Below are 18,693 nucleotides of genomic sequence, written 5' to 3'. Positions count from 1 at the left end.
CCCCATGCGCTCAGGCGAGGAAGGCGGCGGAATTCCGGGCCGCTGCCCGAAGTTCCCCGTACGTTCACCGCCTTGTGTACGTCAGCTTCCCGGTGCCGGGGTTGGCGCGCTGGAGCCTGCCGTCGGGCAGCAGGGTGAGCTCGGTGGGGGCGCCCGGGTTGCAGGAGGAGCGGGGGTGGCCGGAGGTGACGGTGGACGCGCCGATGGACAACGGGCCGTCGGCGGCCGGTGGTTCGGCCAGAGTGGCCGTGAACTCGCAGTGGTAAGCGCCGCTTTCGGTCGAGCCGTCGGCCACCAGGGTGAGGACGGCCTCGCCCACCTCCCCCTGCCTGATGGTCAGTTGGCGGGTGTTGCTGCCGCTGCTGTTGTCGAAGGCCGCGGTCCAGGTGCCGAGGTAGGCGGAGGGGATCGTGGCATCGGTGAGTGGGGGCGTGCGGGTCGGATCGGGGGTCGTGGGGTCGGGTGAGGCGGAGGGGGAGTTGGGCGTCGCAGGAGCGGTGGCCGTTCGGGGCGCGCTCGGGTCCGGGGCGTGGCCGGCGTCGCCGTTCATCAGCGCGTACACCGAGCCGCCCGCGGCGAGCGCGACGACCAGGGCGGCGGTCACGAGGAACGTAGTGGAACGGCCGCTGCGGCGCTGGGGTTCCAGGGTTTCCGCGGGGCCGTGGTCCGTGGCGGGGTAGGGGGTGGTCAGGACGTACGGCGGATACGGCGGCGGGTTCCAGGCGTCGGCCGAGCCGGGCGGGTCGTTCCAGGACCCGACGGCGGGCTGCTGGGGGTGGCCGTTGCCACTCGGCTCACCCGGCGCGCTCTCGCGGCCGGGGATGGTGATGTCGTCGGAGGCGGGGGCGTGCTCCGGGGTGGCCTCGGGGGCCGGGTCGTGCCCTGCGCCATGCACAGCGGCCCCCGACTCTCCCTGCGCCCGCACCGCCCCCTCCGGCCCCTCCGTCTCCAGCAACCGCACCGCGTGCCGCCCCAGTTGGGCGACCAGCACGCTCGGCAGCCACGGCTCACGGAAGCGGCCGTCGGTGGCCGTGTCCTGGGCGCCGGTGAGTTCCAGGACGCGGGCGAGCGAGGGGCGGGCGGCGGGGTCCTTGCGCAGGCAGGCACGGACGAGGTCGGCGATGCCCTCGGGCACACCGGTCAGGTCGGGCTCCTTCTCGACGATGCCGAACATCAGCGCGTGGGCCCCGCTGCCGGGGGAGCCGAAGGGAAGCCTGCCGGTGGCGGCGTACGCCACGACGGAGCCGAGGCAGAAGACGTCGCACGCGGGCGTGAGGGGCTCCCCGCGCACCTGCTCGGGCGCCATGAAGCCGGGCGAGCCGATCATGGCGCCGGTGTGGGTGAGGCCGCCGTCCGTCAGGGTGTCCACCACCGCGTCCGTCACCGTCTTCAGCGCCCGCACGATGCCGAAGTCGATGACGCGCGGTCCGTCGATGGTCACCAGCACGTTGGACGGCTTGAGGTCGCGGTGGACGATCCCGGCGGCGTGGATGTCGGTGAGCGCGTGGGCGAGTCCGGTGGCGAGGATCCGTACCGTCCGCTCGGGCAGCGGGCCGTGGTCCTGGCCGACGACCTGCTGGAGGCTGGGCCCTGCGACGTACCCGGTGACGACCCACGGCACGGCGGCCTCGGTGTCCGCGTCCAGCACCGGCGCCGTCCAGTGCCCGCCGACCCGTCGTGCGGCCCGCACCTCCCGGCGGAACCTGGCCCGGAACTCCTCCTGCGCGGCCAGTTCCCGGCGCACCAGCTTCACTGCGACGGTCCGGCCCCGCTCGGACCGGGCGAGGTACACCTGTCCCATCCCACCGGCCCCGAGCCGCGCGAGCAGCCGGTACGCCCCGACGCGCTGCGGGTCCCCCGGCCCCAGCGCCCCCATGGCCATCGCCATCGCCCCGCCCTCTCCCCCGCCCTCCCCGGCATGGAGGACCGAGAATAATGCGGGGATCCTCGCAGGTGGACGGCGGTCTTCCTACGGTTCGGTAACGGGGGGCCCAAGTTCCTCCAGCACCGCCGACAGCCGCTCCAGCACCCGCACCGCCGCCGCGAGCTCGGTCTCCCCGACCCCGGACTCCTCCCCGTACGCCTGCGCGAGCCGGTCGGCGAAGGCCGCGTGCCCGGGGTCGATGCGGGCGATGGCGGCCCGGCCCTCCTCGGTCGGCGCGAGCAGCTTGGCGCGGCGGTGGGCGGGATTGGGGCGGTACTCGGCCAGACCGCGGTCCACGAGCAGGTCGGCGATGCGCTGCACGCTCTGCCGGGTGATGCCCATGGCCCGCGCGATCCCGGCCACGGACAGCGGCTCGCGCAGCACCGCGCCGAGCACCTGCCACCACGCGGCGGTGAGCCCGGCGGGCCGGGCCAGTTCCTCGGCGACGGCGAGGAACTGGCCGTTCAGCCGGAAGACACCGAGCGCGCTACGGCTGAACAGGTCCTGACGCTCACGGCTCACCGTCCGGCCGCCTTCTCCAGTACGGCGTATGCCTCCGCGTCGGAGTCGTGGAACAGCCGGTACCAGGCGTCCAGGACCTCTCCCTCGTACACCCCGAGGAGGTGGAGGATCTCCCGGGCGAAGGCGACGGGCTCGGTGGGTCCGGCGGTGATCAGGCCCCGGTCGCTCACGGCGTCCGTGTCGACGTATCGCCCGCCGCCGCCGTAGCCGGTCGCGGCCAGGTAGAAGGAGACCGCGCTGGTGTGGTCCCGGTCGTCGAGCAGGCCCTCGCGGGCGAGCCCGGCGGTGGCCCCGCAGATCGCGGCGACGGGGACACCGGCGTCGAGGAACTCCCGCGCCGTGCGCGCGAAGGGCGACAACTCCTCCCCTCTGTCCCACAGATCGGCGCCCGGAAGGATCAGCAGCGAGCTGTCCTGCGCTCGTACGGCGTCCAGGGCGAGGTCGGGCTGGACGCGCAGGCCGCCGATGCTGCGGACGGGCTCGGTGGACGGGCCGACGGTGCGTACCTCGAACCCGGCGCGGGCGAGGTGGGCGGTGGCGTGGCCGGTCTCCCAGTCGGCGTAGGTGTCGTAGACGGCGAGATGGACGGGCTTGCGGGTCATGGCTGCCTCCTCGAACCCTTCGTCACGACAACTCGTCATGACAACTCCTATGACAATAGGCTGTCACTTCGACAGCAAGCTGTCAATGCCCCGACTTCTTCGACAACCTGTCGCGGAAACCCCCCACCCACAGACAGGACGCCGATTCCGCTTCCGCATCGCGGACATTTACGCTCACTCGCATGACCCCTCAGCCCAACCCCCAGGCCGGCGCCGCCGTGAAGGCCGCGGACCGTGCGCACGTCTTCCACTCCTGGTCCGCCCAGGAGCTCATCGACCCGCTCGCCGTCGCCGGCGCCGAGGGGTCGTACTTCTGGGACTACGACGGCAAGCGCTACCTCGACTTCACCAGCGGGCTCGTCTACACGAACATCGGCTACCAGCACCCGAAGGTCGTCGCCGCGATCCAGGAGCAGGCCGCGACGATGACGACGTTCGCGCCCGCCTTCGCCATCGAGGCACGCTCCGAGGCGGCCCGGCTGATCGCCGAGCGGACGCCCGGCGACCTCGACAAGATCTTCTTCACCAACGGCGGCGCCGACGCGGTGGAGCACGCCGTACGCATGGCGCGGCTGCACACCGGGCGGGCCAAGGTGCTGTCGACGTACCGCTCCTACCACGGCGGCACGCAGCAGGCGGTGAACCTCACCGGCGACCCGCGCCGCTGGGCCTCCGACAGCGCCTCCGCCGGTGTCGTGCACTTCTGGGCGCCCTTCCTCTACCGCTCCCGCTTCTACGCGGAGACCGAGGAGCAGGAGTGCGCGCGGGCGCTCGAGCACCTGGAGACGACGATCGCCTTCGAGGGGCCGGGCACGATCGCCGCGATCATCCTGGAGACCATCCCGGGCACCGCCGGGATCATGGTCCCGCCGCCCGGCTACCTCGCCGGGGTCCGCGAGATCTGCGACAAGTACGGCATCGTCTTCATCCTCGACGAGGTCATGGCCGGGTTCGGGCGGACCGGTGAGTGGTTCGCGGCCGACCTGTTCGACGTCGTACCGGACCTGATGACCTTCGCGAAGGGCGTGAACTCCGGCTACGTGCCGCTCGGCGGTGTCGCCATCTCCGCGGCGATCGCGGAGACCTTCGCCACGCGGCCGTACCCGGGCGGGCTGACGTACTCCGGGCATCCGCTGGCCTGCGCGGCGGCCGTCGCCACGATCAACGTGATGGCCGAGGAGGGCATCGTCGAGAACGCGGCGCGGCTCGGCGCGTCCGTCGTCGAGCCCGCGCTGAAGGAGCTGGCCGAGCGGCACCCGAGCGTCGGCGAGGTGCGCGGGGTCGGCATGTTCTGGGCGCTCGACCTGGTGAGGAACCAGGAGACGCGCGAGCCGCTGGTGCCGTACAACGCGGCCGGTGAGGCGAACGCGCCGATGGCCGCCTTCGGCGCGGCCGCCAAGAAGCACGGCATCTGGCCCTTCGTGAACATGAACCGCACCCACGTCGTGCCGCCCCTCAACGTGACCGAGGCGGAGCTGAAGGAGGGCCTGGAGGCGCTGGACGCGGCGCTGTCGGTGGCCGACGAGCACACGGTGTAAAGGGCGGGTTCGGGGCACAGTCGAACGCGTAAGGTGGCGTGCTCGTACATATAGGCGTACGCCACCCCCTACGCGACAGGAGACGCCCCGACCATGCCCGGCTCCAGCGGCAACGGCGCCGTGACCCGCAGCACCCTGCGGCAGCAGATCGCCGACGCGCTCCGTGACGAGGTGCTGGCGGGGCGACTGAAGCCGGGCCAGGAGTTCACGGTGAAGGAGATCGCCGAGCAGTACGGCGTCTCCGCGACCCCCGTCCGCGAGGCCCTGGTGGACCTCTCCGCCCAGGGCCTCCTGGAGGCCGACCAGCACCGCGGCTTCCACGTCCACGAGTACTCCGTCGAGGACTACCGGGGCATGCTGGAGGCCCGCGACCTGATCATCGAGGGCATGTTCCACGCCCTGGAGGCGGGGCCCGAGCGGTTCCGGGACCCGGACGACCCCCGGATCGCCGCCGCCGTCGCGGGCGTGCGCCGGCGCGGCGACGAGGCCCAGCGCGCCGCCGCGGCCGGCGACCTGACCGTCCTCATCGGCTACGACCTGCGGTTCTGGCGCGAGCTCTCCGCCCTGTTCGGCAACCCCTACCTCGCCGACTTCCTGCACCGGCTGCGCCTGCAGTCCTGGGCCTGCGCGGTGCAGCACCTGCGCCGCCTGACCGATCTGCGCGGCCACCTGTGGTCCGGCCACACCGAACTGGTCGACGCCCTCGCGCACCGCGACATCCCCGCCGCCCGCCTGATCAACTCCGCGTACAGCGCGCACTCCATGGCCCTGGTCGAGCGGCTGGCGGCGGAGTGAGCGAGACGCAATCGCCGGCCGGGAAGTCGGCCGGAGGCGGGGTGGGCATGTCCGGGACACCGGCGACGAGCACGTCGAAAACATCGCGCACGAGCCCGTCCGGCACACCGAGGTCGAGCACATCCGGCACCGCGCGCACGAGCGCGTCCGGCACGCCGCACCCGCGCCTGTCCGATGAATCCCGGACGCGTCTGCCCGACGGCTCTCGGACGACTCTGTCCGACGGCTCCCGGACGCGTCGGTCCGATGGCTCCAGGACCCGGCCGCCCCATGTGGCGTGGCCGAGCCTGTCCGGTGGGCGGCCCGCCGTCGACCTCTCCGTCCTCATCCCCGCCTACAACGAGGAGCAGCGGCTCGTCCGCACCCTCGACGCGGTCACCGCGTACCTGAACGACCACGCGGACCGCTGGCCCACCTGGGAGATCGTCGTCGCCGACGACGGCTCCACCGACGCCACCCGCGAGGTCGTCGTGGCCCGCCGCGACCCCCGCGTCCAACTCGTCGTCAGCCCCCGCAACCGGGGCAAGGGCAGCGCCCTGCGCCGGGGCGCCGCCGTCACGCGCGGCCGCCTCCTGCTGGTCACGGACGCCGATCTGGCCGCCCCCATCGAGGAGTTGGACCAGCTCGACCGGACGCTCGCGGACGGGCACGCGGCGGCGATCGGCTCCCGCGCGATGCCGGGCGCGACCCAGGACAACCGCCAGCACCGGATGCGCGAGCTGCTCGGCCGGGCCGGCAACCTCCTCATCCGCCGGATGGTGGTCCCCGGGTTACGCGACACCCAGTGCGGTTTCAAGCTGTTCGACGGCGACAAGGCCCGCGAGGCGTTCGCCGCCGCCCGCCTCAACCGCTGGGGCATAGACGTCGAGGTGCTGCACCACTTCCACCGCGCCGACTGGCCGGTCGCCGAGGTCCCGGTGCACTGGTCCCACCAGCCCGGCTCCAAGGTGCGCCCCTGGGACTACCTCCGCGTCCTCGCCGAACTCGCCCGCATCCGCATCCGCCCCCTCGGCCCGGCGGACCTCGTCGCCGCCGTGCTCTTCCTGCTGATGTCGCTGGCCCTGTACTCCGGCCGCGTCCTCGACCCGGACCACCGCTACCTCCCCGACTCCCTCCAGGACCAGAACCAGTGGGAGTGGTTCTTCGCGGTGACCGCCGACAACGTCGCCCACCTGCGCAACCCCCTCTTCAGCGACCTCCAGGGCTTCCCCGAGGGCGTGAACCTCATGGCCAACACGGTCATGCTGGGCCTGTCCGTGCCGTTCACCCCGATCACGCTGCTCCTCGGCCCGGCGGTGTCGCTGAGTGTCTGCATGACGCTGGGCCTCGCCGCCACCGCGGCCGCCTGGTACTGGCTGATCGTGAAACGGGTCGTACGCCAGCGCGCGGCCGCCTTCCTCGGCGCCACGCTGGCCGCCTTCGCCCCGCCGATGGTCAGCCACGCCAACGCGCACCCCAACTTCGTCATCCTCTTCATGATCCCGCTGATCATCGACCGCGCCCTGCGCCTGTGCGAGGGCACCCGGGTGACCCGGGACGCGGTCGTCCTGGGCCTGATGGCGGCCTACCAGGTGTTCCTGGGCGAGGAGACCCTGCTGCTGGCCGCGATGGGGATGCTGCTGTTCGCCGTCGCCTACGCGGTCGTACGCCCCGGCGTCGTACGGGCGGCATGGCGCCCCTTGCTACGAGGCCTGACCATCGCGGCGGCGGTCTGCCTCCCCCTGATCTGCTACCCCCTCCTCTGGCAGTTCCGCGGCCCGCAGAGCTACGACTCCATCCTGCACGGCGACAACGCGGCCAACAGCCCGATGGCCCTGCTCTCCTTCGCCGAACGCTCCCTGCTCGCGGGCGACGCGCACCGAGCGGACGCCCTGTCCATCAACCCCACCGAGCAGAACGCCTTCTACGGCTGGCCGCTGGCCCTCCTCGCGTTCGCGATCACCGTACGGCTGTGGGAGCGGGCCCTGGTGAGGGCGCTGGCGTTCACGGCTGCCGGCGCGGCGGTCCTCTCCCTGGGCCCTCGCGTCCCGGTCCCCCTCACCGACACGGTGCTGCCCGGCCCCTGGGCCCTGCTCGCCGACCGCCCCCTGTTCGAGTCGGTCATCGAGAGCCGGGTCGCGATGATCTGCGCGCCCGTACTGGGCATGCTGCTCGCCGTCGCGGTCGGCCGGCTGGCGGCCACCCGGAAACTGAGCGTCCAGTACACCGGCCTGCTGGCCGTCTGTATCGCGCTGCTCCCCCTCGTCCCCGCCCCGCTCAAGGCCGTGGACCGCGCCGAGGTGCCCGCCTTCTACGCCGAGGGGACCTGGAAGGGGTACGTCCGGGAGGGCGAGGCGCTCGTGCCGGTGCCGTTGCCCGACCCCGGCGCCGCGGAGGCCCTGCACTGGCAGACCACGGCCGACTTGGGCTTCCGTATGCCCGGCGGCTACTTCAACGGTCCCTTCGGCGACGACCGCACCGGTGTGTACGGCGCGCCCCTGCGCTACACCGCCGACCTGCTGCGGACCGTGCGCTACACGGGCGACGTCCCGGTGATCACCGCGAGCGCGCGGGAGGAGGCGGCGCGTGACCTCGCGCACTGGAAGGCGGGCGTTCTGGTGCTGGCTCCGCAGCCCAACGACGGCCCCTTGCGGGAAGTGGTGCGAAAGCTGGTGGGCCGTCCAGGTAAATGGGTGGACGGTGTGTGGGTATGGGATCTGCACGAGAGGAGCTGATCCCGGGCCGCACCGACTAGGCTCTTTCCACCCGTTCCCAGGACCGTGCCGCGCGCTGAGTGAGGAGCCTCTTTTGGCCTGTGACCTGTGGCTGGTACCGCTCGTAGACGTGTTGTGCCACACCCCGGACAATCCGTTCGCCGAGGAACTCGCGCAGTACAACAAGGTGCTCGCCGAGTCGGGACTCCCGCCCGTGCCGGTGTACCAGTACATGCCTGGCCTCTCCGGCGACGTCGCCCCGGTGGCCGGCTTCGACTACGACGCCCTGCACTTCCTGCGCCGCGCCTACCTGCTCCAGGTGTGCGGGCTGCCGGTGACGCCGGTGGACGAGCTGGGCGGGGACTACGAACAGCTCCTGGAGATGTTCGAGACGACGGCCCAACAGTCCCACCTGGTCTGGCACTACGACCACGCGGGCGCGTACGTCCCGGTGGACTTCCCGCAGCCCCTCTCGAACGACGACCTCCTCGCGGGCGGCGGCCCGCTGGGCTCCGCCCAGGCCCTGCTGCGGGAACTGGAGTACGTGGCCCCGTCGATCGGGATCGACGCGGCGAACCCTCCGGCCCCTCCGAACCCCCCGTCCGCTCCCACGGAGTTGGAGGAGCCGGCCGTACCCGCGCCGTACGACCCCAGCCCCTTCGCCCGCGAACGCCACGTATGGCTGGGACTGCACGCGGCGGCGACGCGGAGTCTGGCGCAGGGGTCGATGATCATCTTCAGCTGAGGGCTCCCGCCCGGTCAGCGGAGTTGGGCGAGCCCCTTCTGCAGATCGTCGAGGTTCATGACCGGCGTGTAGTCGATCCTGGCCCCCATCTGCATGAAGAAGGGCTCCGCCACCGACGGCATGGTGGAGGTGTCCTGCATGTCGAAGACGAAGAACATCGTGCGCTGCCCCTCGTCGACGGTGAAGTAGGAAGACTCCGGATGAAGATGCTCCATCGCCTCCTGGACGATCTGCGGCATCTTGCCGCTGCGGATCAGGTCGTTCGTCTTCTCCGTGTCGAGAGACGCCTTCATCATCACGCGCATCGCAGTCACCTTCCTCTGGCCGGGGCCAGGCGTGCGGGGACTTCTACGGCTTCAGAATAAGCCGGTTTGTGAAGTTTCTCCCGCGAGGGAAGATGAGGGGCGCCCGGTGGACGGGCGCCCCCACCCCCGCCGTCAGTTCTGCTCGACGATGCGGATCGTGCGGATACCAGTGCCGCGGTACCGCGTGGGCGTCCGCGTCAGAACGGGCCGACCACGCGGCCACTCGACGGTGGGCAGAGCAAGATGCAGTACATGGGCGCCGCTCCAGTCGGCCTCAACCTTGCCGTCCGGCTCCTCGTCTCCCGCAGCCGCCGTCCGCAGGCGCTTGCCAACGGCGGTGGCCGCCGCGAAGTCCAGCCCCTCGATGTGGACGGACGGCAGCGCCCCGACGTGCTCGGCGACACCGGCCCGTTCGCACTCCGCGGCGGCCAGGCTGAGCGCCGGGACGTAGACCCGCAAAGCCGGGTCCTTCTCGGCCTCGACGACCAGCCGGGAGGCCATGCTGTTCCCCGCGCCGAGCGCGAGGGTGGCGGTGTCGTCGAAGATGACGGCACGCGGCAGCGGGTACCGCTCCTCCCCCGTCACTGGACCTCTCCGATGCGCCCGGCCTCCAGGTCGGCCCACAGCTTCTCGCCGGCCTTCTCGTCCTCCGCGGTGTACGGCCTGCCGAGGAAGTGCTCCTCGACGTACGCCCTGGTTTCCTCGTACCGCTTGCGCAGCTCTTCCTTGGTCGGCGTCGCCCCGGCCAACTCCGCCACGAGGTCCCGCATGCTCATCCCACGCTCCCGGGCGAGCTCCTGGAGGCGGTCTCGGACGGCGGGGTCGACCTTGATCGTGGTGTCAGCCATGAGGACAGTATACCGACGGTATACCGTCGCTGGGCGTACGAGTGTGACGGTCATCGACACTCCGTTTCTCTCGGTGAACCGTCCCTCACGGGTGTGGGACCGAAATCTGTGGGCCGCTAGGCCAGCGCCGGACGCCCCCGCAGCAGCGCCCGCGCCGCCGCACCACCGCGCCGTGCGGCCTCGCGGTATCCGGAGGCCCCGGGCTTGCGCAGCTCGACCTGAACGGTGGTGACGGGCTCGGCCGGAGCCCCCGCCGGGCACTTGCGCCGCAGCCGGTTCTCCACGAGGGCACGCCCCGAGTACAGCGGGCGCGGCAGACCCTCCGTCAGCGCGGCCCACACCTGCGCGCTGCTCGCCCCCGCGTCCCACCACGCCTCCACGAGCGGCGCGAGCCGCAGCGCTTCGGCCGCACCGAGGGTGAGGCGTGGGTCGGTACGGCCCAGCGAGCCGAGCAACTGCGCGGCGAGCGCGGTGCGCTGGCTCACGTCGGCCGGTTCAGCCGGCTCGACCGGCTCGGCCGGGGGCGGGGAGGGAGGTTCTTGTTCCCTGGTCTTTTCCCCCGAAGGGGGAGGGCCCGAAGCCGCGTCGGCCGACTCGCCGGAGGCCAGGTTCTGAACTTCTTCGGTTTCACCCGCGGGTGGCTCGTCCTCGTACGGAGCGTCGAACACCTCGTACACCGTGAAGAGTTGACCCGTTTCCCGGTCCTTGCGCACCACTCGCCGCAGATACCGCGATTCCTCCAGCTCATGCAGGGCCGCCGCGATCCGCGCCCGCCCTTCCTTCCGCTGCTCGGCGAGCGTACGGATGGTGACGCGGGCCTCGTTCGGAAGACTCAATAGGTACGTCAGTACGCCCACCGCACACCAGGAGATGCTCCGGTCGCGGAGAAGAGCGTTGGAGAAGACGGAAAACGCGCGCGTGGGCGTCGTACGATGAATGCGCATCTGGAGGTAGTGCTCCGGTGTCGAGCCCCCGGGTGTTGGCGCACCGCGGGGGCGTTTCTTTGTTGGCGTGACTCTATGGGCACGCAGAGCAACGAAAGCAAGCCGGAACTGGCTTTTCCTGGGCGGGGGTTCGCCTAATTCACTCCGGGGAGTGAAGGGCGGTGCTCAAGAGCATGGAGCAGCGGGCGTTGACATTGTCGGCGTACGTGACGTTTGTGGTGCACGGGTTGTTCCAGACGGAGGCTTACGCTCGGGCGTTGATCGGGGGTGGGTATCCACCGCTGCGGGGAGAGCGCGTGGAGGAACTGGTCGAGGCGCGGTTGGCTCGGCGGGTGCTCTTCGATCGCGACCCGACAGCACTGATTGAACTGGTCGTCGAGGAGTCGGCGCTGCGGCGCGTGATCGGGGATCGGGAGGTGATGCGTGGGCAGATGCTGCACCTGGTCGAGTGCGCCCGGCGGCGCAACGTCACCCTTCAGGTTCTGCCGTCGGACTGCGGACTGGGCGGTGAGCACTTCGGTTGTCGCGGCGACATGACGCTGGTGGAGACGCCCGAACACGACCACCTCGCGTACCTGGAGCCGCAGGACGAGAGCCTCCTGGTCAGCGACAGAACCAAGGTGACGACATATGCGCACCGGTATGCAAAGATCCGCTCACAGGCCCTGGGTCCTCGTGAATCGCTGGGCCTCATCGAGCAGTTGGCGGGAGAATTCCAGTGACCGGCACCCTGCGGTGGTACAAGTCCAGCTACAGCAGTGACAGCGGCGGCGAATGCCTGGAAGCCGCCCACGACACCGGCACCATCCACCTCCGCGACTCCAAAACCCCCGACGGCCCCACCCTCACCGTCTCCGGCGAAGCCTGGTCCGCGTTCCTCAGCGGGTCTGGGTGTAGGCGCTGAGTTCGCGCCTACCTGCCGATGTTCCCGGATCCGAAGTGCCCTCCCTGGACCACCGTGCCGTTGAACGTGCCGCCGGAGATGTTGTTGTGCACGTCGCCCCAGCCGGTACGGCTGTTGTTCACTGCTTCCGCGTCACGGCGCCAGGACTCCAGGGCCTGGGCGAACGCCGGGTCCTGACGGGCGCGCCGGGCGAGAACCTCGGCAAGTTCCTGAGCCCGCGCGGTGTCGTCAGCTGCCTGGGCCAGTGCCGTCAACTCGCCGTCGCCGGTGGGCTCCCCGCTGAGCTCTCCGCTCCTCGGTCGGCGTCTGACCAGGTCCCGCAGGGACGCCCAGATCTGCTGCCCGGCAGCGCCCGCCGTTCCCCCGGCAAGGGCCATCAACAACTCAGGTGCGATCGGTTCCACGGACACCCTCCCCCGTACTCGTGTGGGGTACGTCGTGTACCGAGCGTAGAACAGACAGCAGCCGCACGGGCAGGTATCTCCGCCCTCCGACGTTTCCAAGTGACCGTTGGGGCCTCCGCACCAGCGCGCTCCCTCAGAACGCTGTCCCGGCCCCCTTCAACTGCCCCCTCGACACCACTGGCTTCCAGGCCCCCCGAACCTGAGCCCCTCACGTCGACTCCCGCACCACCAACCGACAAGGCACCGGCCGCACCCCCGGTGTCGCGTCGACGTCCTCTATCGCCTCCAGCAACCGCAGCGCCGCGACGCGACCGATCTCGGCGAGGTTCATGTCGATCGTGGTGAGCGGAGGCCGACTCGCCAGCGCCATCGTGTCCCAGTTGTCGTAGCCGACGACCGCGATGTCACCCGGCACGCCGACTCCCCTTTCGCGCAACGCGTCCGCGACACCCCGCGCTATCTGGTCGTTGCCGCAGAAGAATGCGTCGGTGTCGGGGGCGGTGCGCAGGACCGCGTCGGCGGCGCGGCGGCCCCAGGCCTCGCTCCACTCGCCGAAGTGGACGCGGCCGGTGGACAGGCCCAGGCCGGACGCCTCCAGGTGGTCCACCGCGTGGCGGGCGCGGTCGCGGGCGGCGGCGTGGTGTTCGGGGCCGGTGACGTGGGCGATGCGGGTGCGGCCGGTGGACAGGAGGTGGTCCATGGCCAGTTGGGCGCCGCCCCGGTCATCGGAGACGACCGAGGTGTCGGTGGGGTCGGTCGACGGGGAGAGCGCGTAGACGACCGGGATGGATTCCAGGCCCGTGATGCCGGTCAGTGGCGGGCGGGCGTCCGTGCGGCGGCCCGTGACGATGATGCCGTCCACCCGGCGGTCCATGAGGTTGCGCAGGTGGTGCTGTTCGCGGATGGCGTCGCCGCGGGTGTCGCACAGCAGGACCGAGATCTTGCCGGCGCCGAGCGCGTCCTCGGCGCCGAGGAGGACCGGGGTGCTGAAGCGGCCGATGCCGTCGGTGGTCATCAGGCCGACCGTCCAACTGCGGCCGGTGTGCAGGCTCTGGGCGTGCTGGTTGGGGCGGAAGCCGAGGGTGGCCACCGCGTCCAGCACCCGCTGCCGGGTTTCCGGGCGCATCCGGCCGGCGCCGCTCAGCGCCTTCGACGCCGTGCCCACACTGACGCCCGCGAGTGCGGCGACGTCGGCGAGCTTGGCCCGGCCGGTGGGGGGAGAGCCTGGAGCACCTGCGGCAGGGGTCACGAGCAAACCTTTTCCTCTTCGGCAATGGTGCGGCTCATCGTGACAGGCACCGCAGCGGTGCGCCAGTCCCCGGAAAACTCGAAAAATACCCTGTCGCAACTCTTGACCGTGATGCGCCACTGCCCTCTACTTCTCGCTCAGGAAAACGGTTGCTCAAACACGCTCCCCTCCCTCGGAGAACCATGTCCCACAGCATCGGCCCCGTCCGCCTCGGCCCCCACGCCCGGGCCTCCCTGCGTCCCGCCGTCGTCGGTATCGAGGCGGGCTTCTGGCTCGACCGGCGCGAGGTCAACGCGCGCATCTCCATCCCCCAGGGCCCCGAACTGCTGGAGTCCGCGGGCAACCTGCACAACCTGCGGCTCGCCGCGGGCGCGGCCGAGGGTGAGTTCCAGGGCGCGTACCCCTTCGTGGACACGGACGTCTACAAGTGGCTGGAGGCCGCGGCCTGGCAGCTCGCGCAGGACGCCGACGGGGATCTGGAAGCCCACGTCGACCGGATCATCGGTCTCGTCGCCGGCGCCCAGCAGCCCGACGGCTACCTCAACACCTGGTTCCAGCTGGTCAAGGGCGGTGAGCAGTACCAGGACCTGCGCTGGGGGCACGAGTTGTACTGCGCCGGCCATCTCATCCAGGCCGCCGTCGCGCACCACCGGGCCACCGGGCGGGGCGAACTCCTCGATGTCGCCCGGAAGTTCGCCGACCAGGTCGACTCCGTCTTCGGTCTCCCCGGCAGCGGCAAGCCCCTCGACGGGATCGACGGCCACCCGGAGGTCGAGACCGCCCTGGTCGAGCTCTACCGGGAGACCGGCGAGCGCCGCTACCTCGACCTCGCCGCCTACTTCGTCGACCGGCACGGCCACGGCCTCCTCGGCGGCGAGGCCTACTGCCAGGACCGGGTGCCGGTGCGCGAGGCGACCGACGTCGAGGGGCACGCCGTACGGCAGTTGTACCTGCTGGCCGCTGCCGCCGACCTCGCCACCGAGACCGGGGACTCCGAACTCCGGGAAGCCGCCGAGCGGTTGTGGCACGCCATGACGACCACCAAGACCCACCTCACCGGCGGGCTCGGCGCCCATCACGACGAGGAGGACTTCGGGGATCCGTACGAGCTGCCCAACGAGCGCGCGTACTGCGAGACCTGTGCCGCCATCGCCTCCGTCCAGTGGAGCTGGCGCATGGCCCTGCTCACCGGCGAGGCCCGCTACTCCGACCTGATCGAGCGGACCCTGTACAACGGCTTCCTGGCCGGTGTGTCGCTGGACGGCGAGCGCTGGCTGTACGTCAACCCGCTCCAGGTCCGCGACGGCCACACCGACCCCGGCGGCGACCAGTCGGCCCGCCGTACCCGCTGGTTCCGCTGCGCCTGCTGCCCGCCCAACGTCATGCGGCTCCTCGCCTCCCTGGAGCACTATCTGGCCAGCAGCGACGACGGCGGCCTCCAGATCCACCAGTACGTCACCGGGCGCTACACCGCCGACGCCCACACCGACGGCATCGCCGTCCGCTGCGACACCGCCTACCCCTGGCAAGGCACCATCGCCCTCACCGTCGAGGAGACCCCGGCCGACCGCCCCTGGACGCTCTCGCTGCGCATCCCGCAGTGGTGCCGGGACGTGCGGGTGCGGTGCGGGGAGGAGTCGTACGACGGTCCCGTGGACGACGGCTGGCTGCGGCTCGAGCGGACCTGGGCGCCGGGAGACCGGGTCGTCCTGGAGCTCGGGATGGAGCCGCGGTTCACCGCCGCCGATCCGCGCGTGGACGCCGTACGCGGCTGCGTGGCGATCGAGCGCGGGCCGCTCGTGTACTGCCTGGAGCAGGTCGACCACCCGGGTGGCGGCCTGGACGACATCGTCGTCGACACCACGCGCCCGCTCGCCGTGAAGCACCGGCCCGACCTGCTCGGCGGCGTGACCACGATCGTCGCCGCCGGCCGGCGACGCCACATCCCGGACCCGGGCTGGTGGCCGTACGGCCCCGCCGACAGCTCCTCCCTCAGTGCCTCCGACAGTGCCTCCGCCGGCTCCGCCCCACACCCCGGCGAGTCCGTCGAGTTGACCGCCCTCCCCTACTACGCCTGGGCCAACCGCGAAGACGGCAGCATGCGCGTCTGGCTGCCCACCTCCTGACCCCCTGCCCCCTGACCCTCCTGACACCCTCGCCCTACGAACATCGAGGTCAGCCCCGTGATACCCACCCGCCGCACACTCCTCGCCGCGCTCACCGTCGTCGGCGCGCTCGCCTCCGTCACCGCCTGTGGAGGCGGCTCCGACTCCTCGGGTTCCACCGACGCGTCCGGAGGGACGTACACCTTCTGGGACCCGTATCCGCAGTTCGACGCCTCCTCCCCGTGGGGCAAGCGCGTCGCCGAGTGCGGGACGAAGGCCGGGGTGACCGTCAAGCGCACCGCCTACGACACCACCGATCTGGGCAACAAGGCGCTGCTGGCCGCCCAGCAGGGCAACGCGCCCGACGTGATGATGGTGGACAACCCGGTCGTCTCGACGCTGGTGGAGGCGGGGATCCTCAACAAGACGAGCGACCTGGGCCTCGACACGAAGTCGATCCAGAAGAACATCATCGGCGCGGGCGAGATCGACGGCTCCGCGTACGGGGTGCCGATCGGCGCCAACACGCTCGCCCTCTACTACAACAAGAAGGTGCTGTCCGCCGCGGGCGTCGACCCGGCGTCCATCAAGGACTGGAACTCCCTCACCGCGGCGCTGAGGAAGGTCAAGGCGGCCGGGAAGAAGGGCATCACCTTCTCCGCGATCAACACGGAGGAGGGCAGCTTCCAGTTCCTGCCCTGGTTCTGGGGCGCGGGCGGCGACCTCACCAAGCTGAACTCCGACAAGGGCGTGGCCGCGCTGTCGCTGTGGAAGGGCTGGGTCGACGACGGGCTGGCCCCGAAGGACGTCCTGCAGAACACGCAGACCACCAGCTGGCAGGAGTTCGCCACCGGCGACTACGCGTTCGGCGAGAACGGCACCTGGCAGCTCGGCAACGCCGACAAGGCCGGCTTCGACTACGGCATCATCAACGTCCCGGGGCAGAACGGCGGTTCGGCGCCGGTGCCGACGGGCGGCGAGTTCGTCACCGTGCCCGTGCAGAAGGACACCGCGCGCTACGACGTCAGCAAGAAGATCGTCACCTGTCTCATCAACGACGCCAACCTCCTCGCCAGCGACACGACGCTGACGTACGTGGCGCCCACCGCCGCCGTCCAGGCCGAGCAGGTCAAGCAGAACCCGAAGCTCAAGCCGTGGGTGGACGCGGTCGCCGCGGCCCGGGGCCGGACCAGCGGCGGTCTGGGCACCAAGTACCCGACCATCTCCCAGCCGATGTGGACCGCCGTCCAGGCGGCGCTCTCCGGCAGCAAGAGCCCACAGGCCGCGATGGACACGGCGCAGGCGAGCGCGCAGAAGAACTGAGGCCGACCCCCATGACCATCGCCCGCGTCGACCGTCCGCGGAGGGCGCACGCGGTGGCGAAGGCGAGTGGCTCCGACGCCCTGTCGCTGCACCGCAGGCAGCGGCGCCGGAGCCGGCTGACCGCGCTCGCCTTCGTCGCCCCGCTGCTCGCCTACCTCGCCGCCTTCTACCTCTATCCCCTCTACCGCAACCTCGATCTGAGCCTGCGCGACTACACCGTCCGCTCGTTCGTGGCGGGGGACGCGCCGTTCTCCGGCTGGGACAACTTCCAGAAGGTCCTCGACGACCCGACGTTCGGTCCGGCGCTGCGCCACACGATGGTCTTCACCTTCGTGTCGATCGCCTTCCAGTACGTCGTCGGTCTCGCCCTCGCGGTCTTCTTCAACCGGCGCTTCCGGCTCGCCCCGACCCTGCGGGCGCTGTTCCTGATCCCGTGGCTGCTGCCGCTGATCGTGTCGGCGTCGACCTGGTCGTGGATGTTCAACAGCGAGTCGGGGGTGGTGAACTACTTCCTGCACTTCTTCGGGGTGGACCCGGTCGGCTGGCTCACCTCGCCGGACTGGGCGCTGACCTCGGTGATCGTCGCCAACGTCTGGATCGGGATCCCCTTCAACCTGGTCATCCTCTACAGCGGGCTGCAGAACATCCCGGCGGAGCTGTACGAGGCGGCCTCCCTGGACGGGGCGAGTGCCTGGCAGGTGTTCCGCCGGATCACCTTCCCGCTGCTGCGGCCGGTGTCGGCGATCACGCTGCTGCTCGGGCTCGTCTACACCCTCAAGGTGTTCGACCTGATCTGGATCATGACCAAGGGCGGGCCGGGTGACGCCTCCTCGACCCTGGCGACCTGGTCCTACCAGCTCGGCTTCGGCACGCTGCTGCCGAAGTTCGGTCCGGGTGCCGCGGTCGGCAACCTGCTCATCCTCATCGCCCTCGTCTTCGGCCTGCTGTACATCCGCGTCCAGAGGAGGCAGGAAGCGTGACGTCGCGCCGCCGCCACACCGTCATCGGCCTCGTCCTCACCGGGCTGATGCTGTTCCCGGTGTACTGGATGATCAACGTGTCCCTCACTCCGCAGCAGGACATGCGCAAGAACCCGCCCGACCTGCTGCCGCTGCACCCGACGTTCGAGGGCTACCGGGCCGTCCTCGACGACCAGATGCCGTACCTGGGCACGAGTCTGCTCATCGGCCTGGGGACGGTGGCCCTCACCCTGCTGATCGCGGCGCCCGCCGGCTACTCCCTCGCCAAACTCCGCCCACGCGGCGACGGGCCCCTCGGCCTGTTGCTGCTGATCGCCCAGATGATCCCGGGCATCGTCATGGCGATGGGGTTCTACGGCATCTTCCTCGACCTGGGCCTGCTGAACTCCTGGTGGGGCCTGATCATCGCCGACTCCACCATCGCCGTGCCGTTCGGCGTCATGATCTTCACGGCGTTCATGTCGGGCATCCCCGGCGAGCTGATCGCCGCCTCCCGCATCGACGGCGCGGGCACCTTCCGCACCTTCTGGTCGGTCGTCCTGCCGGTGAGCCGCAACGCGCTGGTCACCGTCTCGCTCTTCAGTTTCCTGTGGGCCTGGTCCGACTTCGTCTTCGCCAACACCCTGGACGGCGGCGGTGACCTGAGGCCGATCACCCTCGGCATCTACAAGTACATCGGCAACAACAACCAGGAGTGGAACGCGATCATGGCCACCGCCGTCGTCGCCTCCGTCCCCGCGGCAGTCCTGCTGGTCCTCGCCCAGCGTTACGTGGCCGCGGGTGTGACCGCGGGCGCGGTGAAGGACTGAGGA

Annotated in this window: 18 protein-coding genes and 1 pseudogene; 10 read left to right on the top strand and 9 right to left on the bottom strand. The window is 70.9% G+C overall.

The annotated features are described in order from the left end of the window. Positions 1-64: 64 nt before the first annotated feature. The 3 genes from AC067M_RS24740 to AC067M_RS24730 all read right to left on the bottom strand — a co-directional run bounded on the left by AC067M_RS24740 (position 65) and on the right by AC067M_RS24730 (position 3,048). Complete coding sequence (locus AC067M_RS24740) at positions 65-1,876, bottom strand: serine/threonine-protein kinase (RefSeq protein ID WP_478699294.1); 1,812 nt, start codon at positions 1,874-1,876, stop codon at positions 65-67. A 93-nt stretch (positions 1,877-1,969) separates the two neighbouring features. Further along, positions 1,970-2,446 carry a MarR family winged helix-turn-helix transcriptional regulator gene (locus tag AC067M_RS24735; protein WP_478699205.1) on the bottom strand — a complete coding sequence of 159 codons (477 nt, stop codon included), beginning with the start codon at positions 2,444-2,446 and terminating at the stop codon, positions 1,970-1,972. Beyond that, positions 2,443-3,048, bottom strand: coding sequence for a type 1 glutamine amidotransferase family protein (locus AC067M_RS24730; RefSeq protein ID WP_478699204.1), 606 nt, complete (start codon positions 3,046-3,048; stop codon positions 2,443-2,445). Before AC067M_RS24730 ends, AC067M_RS24735 begins: the two co-directional genes overlap by 4 nt. A gap of 182 nt (positions 3,049-3,230) precedes the next feature. Between AC067M_RS24730 and AC067M_RS24725 the strand changes: the two genes are divergently transcribed. From AC067M_RS24725 to AC067M_RS24710, 4 genes are all read left to right on the top strand, one after another. Next, on the top strand, positions 3,231-4,586 hold the full coding sequence (locus tag AC067M_RS24725) for an aminotransferase class III-fold pyridoxal phosphate-dependent enzyme (protein WP_478699203.1): 1,356 nt from the start codon (positions 3,231-3,233) through the stop codon (positions 4,584-4,586). Positions 4,587-4,679: 93 nt separating this feature from the next. Beyond that, positions 4,680-5,381, top strand: a complete 702-nt coding sequence (locus AC067M_RS24720) for a GntR family transcriptional regulator (protein WP_478699202.1) — start codon at positions 4,680-4,682, stop codon at positions 5,379-5,381. A gap of 272 nt (positions 5,382-5,653) precedes the next feature. Beyond that, positions 5,654-8,095, top strand: coding sequence for a dolichyl-phosphate beta-glucosyltransferase (locus AC067M_RS24715; protein WP_478699201.1), 2,442 nt, complete (start codon positions 5,654-5,656; stop codon positions 8,093-8,095). Positions 8,096-8,168: 73 nt separating this feature from the next. Beyond that, positions 8,169-8,819: a hypothetical protein gene (locus AC067M_RS24710; RefSeq protein WP_478699200.1), complete on the top strand. Its 651-nt coding sequence runs from the start codon at positions 8,169-8,171 to the stop codon at positions 8,817-8,819. Between the two features lie 14 nt (positions 8,820-8,833). Here AC067M_RS24710 and AC067M_RS24705 read toward each other — a convergent pair whose 3' ends face one another. The 4 genes from AC067M_RS24705 to AC067M_RS24690 form a co-directional block, all read right to left on the bottom strand. Further along, positions 8,834-9,124, bottom strand: a complete 291-nt coding sequence (locus tag AC067M_RS24705; protein WP_478699199.1) for a DUF3303 family protein — start codon at positions 9,122-9,124, stop codon at positions 8,834-8,836. A 132-nt stretch (positions 9,125-9,256) separates the two neighbouring features. Beyond that, the gene (locus tag AC067M_RS24700; RefSeq protein ID WP_478699198.1) at positions 9,257-9,709 is read right to left on the bottom strand and encodes a PIN domain-containing protein; all 453 of its coding nucleotides are present in this window, start codon (positions 9,707-9,709) and stop codon (positions 9,257-9,259) included. Further along, complete coding sequence (locus tag AC067M_RS24695) at positions 9,706-9,972, bottom strand: cupin domain-containing protein (RefSeq protein ID WP_478699197.1); 267 nt, start codon at positions 9,970-9,972, stop codon at positions 9,706-9,708. Before AC067M_RS24695 ends, AC067M_RS24700 begins: the two co-directional genes overlap by 4 nt. Positions 9,973-10,088: 116 nt before the next feature. Further along, positions 10,089-10,829 carry a hypothetical protein gene (locus tag AC067M_RS24690; RefSeq protein WP_478699196.1) on the bottom strand — a complete coding sequence of 247 codons (741 nt, stop codon included), beginning with the start codon at positions 10,827-10,829 and terminating at the stop codon, positions 10,089-10,091. A 260-nt stretch (positions 10,830-11,089) separates the two neighbouring features. Here AC067M_RS24690 and AC067M_RS24685 point away from each other — a divergent pair. Then, positions 11,090-11,638 (top strand): annotated as a pseudogene (locus tag AC067M_RS24685) (DUF5753 domain-containing protein); the annotation flags it as partial. Continuing rightward, on the top strand, positions 11,635-11,820 hold the full coding sequence (locus tag AC067M_RS24680) for a DUF397 domain-containing protein (protein ID WP_478699195.1): 186 nt from the start codon (positions 11,635-11,637) through the stop codon (positions 11,818-11,820). The pseudogene AC067M_RS24685 and the gene AC067M_RS24680, both read left to right, overlap by 4 nt. Before the next feature lie 8 nt (positions 11,821-11,828). On the opposite strand, the gene AC067M_RS24675 is transcribed toward AC067M_RS24680, so the two are convergent. Then, positions 11,829-12,224: a hypothetical protein gene (locus AC067M_RS24675; protein WP_478699194.1), complete on the bottom strand. Its 396-nt coding sequence runs from the start codon at positions 12,222-12,224 to the stop codon at positions 11,829-11,831. Positions 12,225-12,432: 208 nt separating this feature from the next. Further along, on the bottom strand, positions 12,433-13,473 hold the full coding sequence (locus AC067M_RS24670; protein ID WP_478699193.1) for a LacI family DNA-binding transcriptional regulator: 1,041 nt from the start codon (positions 13,471-13,473) through the stop codon (positions 12,433-12,435). 182 nt (positions 13,474-13,655) lie between these two features. Here AC067M_RS24670 and AC067M_RS24665 point away from each other — a divergent pair, with 182 nt between their 5' ends. The 4 genes from AC067M_RS24665 to AC067M_RS24650 are packed head-to-tail and all read left to right on the top strand — an operon-like array spanning position 13,656 to position 18,690. Continuing rightward, positions 13,656-15,599, top strand: a complete 1,944-nt coding sequence (locus AC067M_RS24665) for a glycoside hydrolase family 127 protein (protein WP_478699192.1) — start codon at positions 13,656-13,658, stop codon at positions 15,597-15,599. A 57-nt stretch (positions 15,600-15,656) separates the two neighbouring features. Next, the gene (locus AC067M_RS24660) at positions 15,657-16,901 is read left to right on the top strand and encodes a sugar ABC transporter substrate-binding protein (RefSeq protein WP_478699191.1); all 1,245 of its coding nucleotides are present in this window, start codon (positions 15,657-15,659) and stop codon (positions 16,899-16,901) included. 11 nt (positions 16,902-16,912) lie between these two features. Further along, on the top strand, positions 16,913-17,881 hold the full coding sequence (locus tag AC067M_RS24655) for a carbohydrate ABC transporter permease (protein WP_478699190.1): 969 nt from the start codon (positions 16,913-16,915) through the stop codon (positions 17,879-17,881). A gap of 47 nt (positions 17,882-17,928) precedes the next feature. After that, on the top strand, positions 17,929-18,690 hold the full coding sequence (locus tag AC067M_RS24650; protein WP_478699293.1) for a carbohydrate ABC transporter permease: 762 nt from the start codon (positions 17,929-17,931) through the stop codon (positions 18,688-18,690). Positions 18,691-18,693 lie beyond the last annotated feature (3 nt).

It is taken from the genome of Streptomyces sp. NPDC043427 (assembly GCF_056436655.1).
The sequence above is the reverse complement of the archived record's forward strand: the minus strand, read 5'-3'. Positions and strand labels throughout refer to the sequence as shown.